Annotated in this window: 6 protein-coding genes; 4 read left to right on the forward strand and 2 right to left on the reverse strand. The window is 74.1% G+C overall.

Features of this window, described 5'->3' with window-relative positions; translation table 11 throughout:
* Positions 1-177 precede the first annotated feature (177 nt).
* Positions 178-945: an enoyl-ACP reductase FabI gene (gene fabI / locus ACFUEL_RS31770; protein ID WP_380240370.1), complete on the reverse strand. Its 768-nt coding sequence runs from the start codon at positions 943-945 to the stop codon at positions 178-180.
* Positions 946-947: 2 nt separating this feature from the next.
* On the reverse strand, positions 948-1,667 hold the full coding sequence (fabG, locus tag ACFUEL_RS31775; protein WP_380240372.1) for a 3-oxoacyl-[acyl-carrier-protein] reductase: 720 nt from the start codon (positions 1,665-1,667) through the stop codon (positions 948-950).
* Positions 1,668-1,920: 253 nt separating this feature from the next.
* Here fabG and ACFUEL_RS31780 point away from each other — a divergent pair, with 253 nt between their 5' ends.
* The 4 genes from ACFUEL_RS31780 (at position 1,921) to ACFUEL_RS31795 (ending at position 6,730) form a co-directional block, all read left to right on the forward strand.
* A complete protein-coding gene (locus ACFUEL_RS31780) occupies positions 1,921-3,051 on the forward strand; it encodes an MBL fold metallo-hydrolase (RefSeq protein WP_380240374.1) in 1,131 nt (376 codons plus the stop codon).
* A 136-nt stretch (positions 3,052-3,187) separates the two neighbouring features.
* The gene (locus ACFUEL_RS31785) at positions 3,188-4,753 is read left to right on the forward strand and encodes a TldD/PmbA family protein (protein WP_380240375.1); all 1,566 of its coding nucleotides are present in this window, start codon (positions 3,188-3,190) and stop codon (positions 4,751-4,753) included.
* Complete coding sequence (locus tag ACFUEL_RS31790; protein WP_380240376.1) at positions 4,753-6,147, forward strand: metallopeptidase TldD-related protein; 1,395 nt, start codon at positions 4,753-4,755, stop codon at positions 6,145-6,147. Before ACFUEL_RS31785 ends, ACFUEL_RS31790 begins: the two co-directional genes overlap by 1 nt.
* A 34-nt stretch (positions 6,148-6,181) precedes the next feature.
* Positions 6,182-6,730 carry an RNA 2'-phosphotransferase gene (locus tag ACFUEL_RS31795; RefSeq protein ID WP_380240378.1) on the forward strand — a complete coding sequence of 183 codons (549 nt, stop codon included), beginning with the start codon at positions 6,182-6,184 and terminating at the stop codon, positions 6,728-6,730.
* The last annotated feature ends 171 nt before the right edge of the window (positions 6,731-6,901 follow it).

Below are 6,901 nucleotides of genomic sequence, written 5' to 3' on the forward strand. Positions count from 1 at the left end.
CCACGGCAGTGCACCCGCAGCAGACCCGGGCTCGCCGTTCCCCGAGCCCCTGGTTTGTTCCCCTTCGCCGTTCCTGGCGGGGCTCTTCGCCGTTCTCCCCCGAAGGCGAAAAGCAAGACGCGGCCGCCCCCGGAGGGGACGACCGCGTCCGTGGTGGAGCAGCTCGGAGCGGAGCGCTTACGCGCCGATCGCGTGCAGCCCGCCGTCGACGTGGACGATCTCGCCGGTGGTCTTCGGGAACCAGTCGCTGAGCAGCGCGACGACGCCGCGGCCGGCCGGCTCCGGGTCGGAGAGGTCCCACTTGAGCGGGGAGCGGGAGTCCCAGGTCGCGGCGAGGTCCGGGAAGCCGGGGATGGACTTCGCGGCCATCGAGCCGATCGGGCCGGCCGAGACCAGGTTGCAGCGGATGTCGCGCGAGCCCAGGTAGCGGGCCAGGTACCGGTTGGTGGACTCGAGGGCGGCCTTCGCCGGGCCCATCCAGTCGTACTGCGGCCAGGCGAACTGCGCGTCGAAGGTCAGGCCGACCACCGAGCCGCCGTCCTGCATGAGCGGGAGCAGCGCCGTGGTGAGCGACTTGAAGGAGTACGCGGAGACGTGCATCGCGGTGGCGACGGACTCCCACGGGGTGTCGAGGAAGCTGCCGCCGAGGGCGTCCTGCGGCGCGAAGCCGATCGAGTGGACGATGCCGTCGAGGGTGGGCAGGTGCTCACGGACCTGGTCGGCGATGCCGGCCAGCTGCTCGGCGTTGGAGACGTCGAGCTCCAGGACCTTGACGGGCTTGGGGAGCTTCTTGGCGATGCGCTCGGTGAGGCTGGGCCGGGGGAAGGCGGTGAGGATGATCTCGGCGCCCTGCTCCTGCGCGAGCTTCGCGGTGTGGAAGGCGATGGAGGACTCCATCAGCACGCCGGTGATCAGGATGCGCTTGCCTTCGAGAATTCCAGTCATGGTCAGTGACCCATGCCCAATCCGCCGTCGACGGGAATGACGGCTCCAGAGATGTACGCGGCCTCGTCGGAGGCCAGGAACCGCACGGCCGAGGCGATCTCGGCGGGGGCGGCGTAGCGGCCCAGCGGGACGCCGGAGACGATCTCCTTGCGGCGCTCCTCGCTGAGCACGGCGGTCATGTCGGTGTCGACGAAGCCGGGCGCCACCACGTTGACGGTGATGTTGCGCGAGCCGAGTTCGCGGGCGAGCGAGCGGGCGAAGCCGACCAGGCCGGCCTTGGAGGCGGCGTAGTTGGCCTGCCCGGCGGAGCCGCTGAGGCCGACCACGGAGGAGATCAGCACGACCCGGCCCTTGCGGGCGCGCAGCATCTTCGCGGCGGCGCGCTTGACGACCCGGAAGGTGCCGGTGAGGTTGGTGTCCAGGACGGAGGTGAACTCGTCCTCGGACATGCGCAGCAGCAGGGTGTCCTTGGTGATGCCGGCGTTGGCGACCAGCACCTCGACCGGGCCGTGGGCGGCCTCGATCTCGGTGAAGGCGGCGTCGACCTGCGCGGCGTCGGTGATGTCGGCCCGGACGGCGAGGACGTCGTACTTGGCGAGTTCCGCCGGGACCTCGCCGCCCCGGCTGGTGATGGCGACCTTGTCGCCCGCCTCGGCGAAGCTCTGGGCGATGGCCAGGCCGATGCCCCGGTTGCCTCCGGTGACCAGTACCGAGCGGCTCAAGGGTCCACCTCATTCTCTCGACGTGCGTCCGACGGGTGTGCGCGGCTGCGCGCAGCCCACCTGCGACGCTATCGGTAGGGTGCGAGCTCGGGCGAAGCCGCCTCCCACAGGGGCGCCCGGCGAGAACTGTCGTATCTCCACAACGGGGTGCGGACGGGGTGGGGGAACGCCGGGCCGGTGGCGGGCGTTGCCCCGAGGGTGCTCCGGAGGGACCGGGGCGCCGACGCGAGGCGAGCCGATCGGAGCGGACGCGATGAGTGGTGCACACCCTGGCCGGACGGGCCGCCGCAGGCTTGCGGCACTGGCGGCGCTGGCCCTGGCGGGTGCGGCGGCGTGGGCGCTGCGCGAGGTGCCGGCCCAGTTCGGGCGGCGGCCGGACGCGTCGGACCCGCGGGTGCGGGCGTCCCCGCAGTACCGCGACGGGGTGTTCCACAACGCGCCGTCCGAGGTCGCGCACGACGCCCCGGGGCGGCCGGACGCGGGGACGCTGCGCCGGATGCTGTTCGAGAAGGACGGCCGGGTGCCGGCCGCGCCGGTGCCGCTGGCGGTGCCGGAGGTGTCGGGCGGGGCGTCCGGGGGCGTCGCGGTGACCTGGTTCGGGCACGCCTCGGCGCTGCTGGAGCTGGACGGCTGCCGGGTGCTGGTGGACCCGGTCTGGTCGGACCGCTGCTCGCCGTCGCGGCTGACCGGCCCCAAGCGGCTGCACCCGGTGCCGGTGGAGCTGGCCGAACTGCCGCAGGTGGACGCGGTGCTGATCTCGCACGACCACTACGACCACCTGGACATGGCGACGGTGCGCCGCCTGGTGGAGCTGCAGTCGGCGCCGTTCGCGGTGCCGCTGGGCATCGGCGGCCACCTGCGCCGCTGGGGCGTGCCGGAGCACCGGATCATCGAGCTGGACTGGGACGAGACCTGCACGCTCGGCGAGCTGACGCTGACGCTGACCGCCGCGCACCACTTCTCCGGCCGCAGCCTGGCCCGGAACACCACGCTGTGGGGTTCCTGGGTGGTGGCGGGCCCGGAGCACAGGGTGTTCTTCACCGGGGACTCCGGCTACTTCGAGGGCTTCGCCCGAATCGGCGAGCGGCACGGCCCGTTCGACGCGGCGCTGATGGCGATCGGCGCGTACGACCCGGCCTGGGCGGACATCCACCTGAACCCGGAGGAGGCGGTGCGGGCGCACCTGGAGCTGCGCGGCGGGCTGCTGCTGCCGATCCACTGGTGCACCTTCAACCTGGCGCCGCACCCGTGGGCGGAGCCGGTGGAGCGGCTGCTGGCGGAGGCGAAGCAGCAGGGCGTGCCGCTGGCGGTGCCGCGCCCGGGGCAGCGGGTGGAGGTGGCCAACCCGCCGGAGCTGGACGGCTGGTGGGAGGCGCTGGTCTAGCCCGCTCCTGACGGGCCGTCAGCGCGGCGCGGCGAATATTGGCTGGCCGTACGCCCTGCGGGCGGGGATGATGCGATCGGGTGCGCCCTCGGCCGGGGGCGGCCCGCCGCGTCCGACCCTCGACCCAGGGAGCCCGATGCCCCCCTCCGCGCTGGATCCTCAGTTCCTCTCCTACCCGTTGCGCCCGCTGGCGGACGCGGCCCTGTCCCGGGCCCGGCAGCTGGGGGTGTCGCACGCCGACTTCCGCCTGGAGCGGGTCCGTTCGGCGTCCTGGCGGCTGCGGGACGCCCGGCCGGCCGGCTCGTCGGACACGGTGCAGCTGGGCTTCGCCGTCCGGGTCCTGCTGGACGGCGCGTGGGGCTTCGCGGCCGGGGTCGACCTGACGCCGGAGGCGGCCGCGGCGGTGGCCGAGCAGGCGGTGGCGGTGGCCCGGCTGTCGGGCGGGATCAGCCGGGCGGCGGGCTCCGCCGAGCGGGTGGAGCTGGCCCCGGAGCCGGTGTACCCGGACGCCGAGTGGGTCTCCGCGTACGAGGTCAACCCGTTCGACGTGCCGGACGCGGAGAAGACCGGCCTGCTGGCCGAGTGGTCGTCCCGGCTGCTGGCCGCGGACGGCGTGTCGCACGTGTCGGCGGCGGTGCTGACGGTGCAGGAGAACAAGTTCTACGCGGACACCGCGGGCACCGTCACCACCCAGCAGCGGGTGCGCCTGCACCCCTGGCTGGAGGCCACCAGCGTGGACGGGCGCACCGGCGCCTTCGACTCGATGCGCACCGTTGCCCCGCCGGCGGGACGCGGCTGGGAATATCTCGTGGGGGCCCGGGGGTCATCCCCCGAAGATCGCAGCCTGCGCGGGGCCGGCTGGGACTGGGACGCCGAACTGGCCGAGCTGCCCGAGCTGTTGGCGCAGAAGATGCGGGCGCCGAGCGTCGCCGCGGGCCACTACGACCTGGTGATCGACCCGTCCAACCTGTGGCTGACCATCCACGAGTCGATCGGCCACGCCACCGAGCTGGACCGCGCGCTGGGCTACGAGGCCGCCTACGCGGGCACCTCCTTCGCCACCTTCGACCGGCTGGGCAGCCTGCAGTACGGCTCCGAACTGATGCACGTCACCGGCGACCGGACGGCCGAGCACGGCCTGGCCACCATCGGCTACGACGACGAGGGCGTGGCCACCCAGTCCTGGGACCTGATCCGGGACGGCGTCCTGGTCGGGTACCAACTCGACCGCCCGATGGCCCGGTTGAAGGGCTTCGAGCGCTCCAACGGCTGCGCCTACGCGGACTCCCCGGCGCACGTGCCGGTGCAGCGGATGGCCAACGTCTCGCTCCGGCCCGCCGCCGGCGGGCCGGACACCTCCGGGCTGATCTCCCAGGTGGAGAACGGCCTGTACATCGTCGGCGACCGCTCCTGGTCGATCGACATGCAGCGCTACAACTTCCAGTTCACCGGCCAGCGCGCCTACGCCATCCGGGGCGGCGAACTCGCGGGCCAGGTCAAGGACTTCGCCTACCAGGCCACCACCACCGACTTCTGGGGCTCGATGAGCGCCGTCGGCGGCCCGCAGACGTACGTGCTCGGCGGGGCCTTCAACTGCGGCAAGGCCCAGCCGGGCCAGGTCGCCGCGGTCAGCCACGGCTGCCCGTCCGCGCTGTTCCGCCAGGTCAACGTGCTCAACACCCAGCAGGAGGCGGGTCACTGATGTCCCTCACGCACCCCCACGAGCTGGTGGAACGCGCCCTCGAGCTCTCCCGCGCCGACGGCTGCGTGGTGATCGCCGACGAGGAGTCCACCGCCAACCTGCGCTGGGCCGGCAACGGCCTGACCACCAACGGCGTCACCCGCGGCCGCCGGCTCACCGTGGTCGCCACGGCGGACGGCGCCACCGGCACCGCCTCCGGCGTGGTCGCCCAGGAGGCCGTCACGCTGGAGGAGGTCGAGCGCCTGGTGCGCGCCGCCGAGGCCGCCGCCCGGTCCGCCGGCCCCGCCGAGGACGCCCAGCCGCTGATCGCGGGCCGGCCCGCCGACCCGCGGTTCACCGAGGCCCCCGAGACCACCGACATCGGCGTGTTCGGCGCCTTCGCCCCGGCCCTCGGCGAGGCGTTCGCCCGGGCCCGCGCGAACGGCGAGCTGCTGTACGGCTTCGCCCGGCACGAGCGCACCACCTCCTACCTGGGCAGCTCCACCGGCCTGCGGCTGCGCCACGACCAGCCCACCGGCACCGTCGAGCTGAACGCCAAGACCGCCGACCTGTCCGGCTCCGCCTGGGCCGGCGCCGCCACCCGGGACTTCACCGACGTCGACGTCACCGCCCTGCACACCGACCTGACCCGCCGGCTCGGCTGGGGCCGCAAGCGGATCGACCTGCCGGCCGGCCGCTACGAGACGCTGCTGCCGCCCTCGGCCGTCGCCGACCTGATGGTCTACCTGTCCTGGTCGGCCGGCGCGCGGGACGCGGTGGAGGGCCGCTCGGTGTTCTCCGGGCCGGGAGGGGGGACCCGGATCGGCGAGCGGCTCAGCCCGCTGCCGCTGACCCTGCGCTCCGACCCGGCCGAGCCCGGCCTGCAGGCCGCGCCGTTCGTGCTCGCGCACTCCTCCGGCGAGAACGACTCGGTGTTCGACAACGGCTCCCCGCTGGCCGCCACCGACTGGCTGCGCGAGGGCCGGCTGGCCAACCTGCTGACCACCCGGCACTCCGCGGGCCTGGCCGGCCTCCCGCTCACCCCGCCGGTCGACAACCTGGTGCTGGAGACCTCCGCCCCCGGCGCGCCCACGCTGGAGGAGATGGTCGCCCGCACCGGGCGCGGCCTGCTGCTGACCTGCCTGTGGTACATCCGCGAGGTCGACCCGGCCACCCTGCTGCTCACCGGCCTCACCCGGGACGGCGTCTACCTGGTCGAGGACGGCGAGGTGGTCGGCGCCGTCAACAACTTCCGCTTCAACGAGTCCCCGGTGGACCTGCTCGGCCGGATCACCGAAGTGGGCCGCACCGAACGCTGCCTGCCCCGCGAGTGGGGCGACTGGTTCACCCGGGCGGCGATGCCGCCGGTCCGGGTGCCGGACTTCAACATGAGCTCGGTCAGCCAGGCGTCCTGAGCCCGGCCGGCCCGTCATCCCAGGGGGGACCCCGATGGACGAGAAACGCACCGTGAGGACGTCGAAGACGCTCTCCCGCATCCTGCGGCACGACCCGGGCTCCGTCGGGATCTCCCTGGACGCGGCGGGCTGGGTGGGGGTGAACGTCCTGCTCGCCGCGCTGGCCCGGCACGGCCGCCCGCTGAGCCGCGCCGAGCTGGACCACGTGGTCGCCACCAACAACAAGCGGCGCTTCGCCTACTCCGAGGACGGCCGCTCGATCCGCGCCAGCCAGGGCCACACCGTCGAGGTCGACCTCGGCCTGCCCGCCAGCACCCCGCCCGACGTGCTCTACCACGGCACCGCCGAGCGGGCGCTGCAGTACATCCTGGTCGAGGGCCTGCGCCCGATGAACCGGCAGGACGTCCACCTCTCCGCCGACACCGGGACGGCCGTCGGGGTCGGCTCCCGGCACGGCCGCCCCGTCGTCCTGGAGGTCGACGCGGCGGCGATGAGCCGGGCCGGGCACGAGTTCCGGGTGTCCGCGAACGGCGTCTGGCTGACCGACGCCGTCCCCGTCGAGCACCTGCGCCGCCTGCCCTGAGGACGTGCCGCGCGCCGACCGGGCCCGGGGGGGTGGGGGCGGCGGCGGGGGGGGGCGGGGGCGGTGAGCCTGTGGGTGCGGCGGTCGGTGGGGTCGGTGGGGTCGCGGGGGAGGTAGGCGCCGCCGGCTTTGAGGATGGCGAGGAGGCTGATGATCATGTCGGGGCCGCGG

Source organism: Kitasatospora sp. NPDC057198 (genome assembly GCF_042670125.1).
Lineage (GTDB): Bacteria > Actinomycetota > Actinomycetes > Streptomycetales > Streptomycetaceae > Kitasatospora.

Coding starts and splice junctions, on each gene's coding strand:
- fabI (WP_380240370.1), bottom strand. CDS start 945: ATGACTGGAATTCTCGAAGGCAAGCGCATCCTGATCACCGGCGTGCTG.
- ACFUEL_RS31790 (WP_380240376.1), top strand. CDS start 4,753: ATGTCCCTCACGCACCCCCACGAGCTGGTGGAACGCGCCCTCGAGCTC.
- ACFUEL_RS31780 (WP_380240374.1), top strand. CDS start 1,921: ATGAGTGGTGCACACCCTGGCCGGACGGGCCGCCGCAGGCTTGCGGCA.
- ACFUEL_RS31785 (WP_380240375.1), top strand. CDS start 3,188: ATGCCCCCCTCCGCGCTGGATCCTCAGTTCCTCTCCTACCCGTTGCGC.
- ACFUEL_RS31795 (WP_380240378.1), top strand. CDS start 6,182: ATGGACGAGAAACGCACCGTGAGGACGTCGAAGACGCTCTCCCGCATC.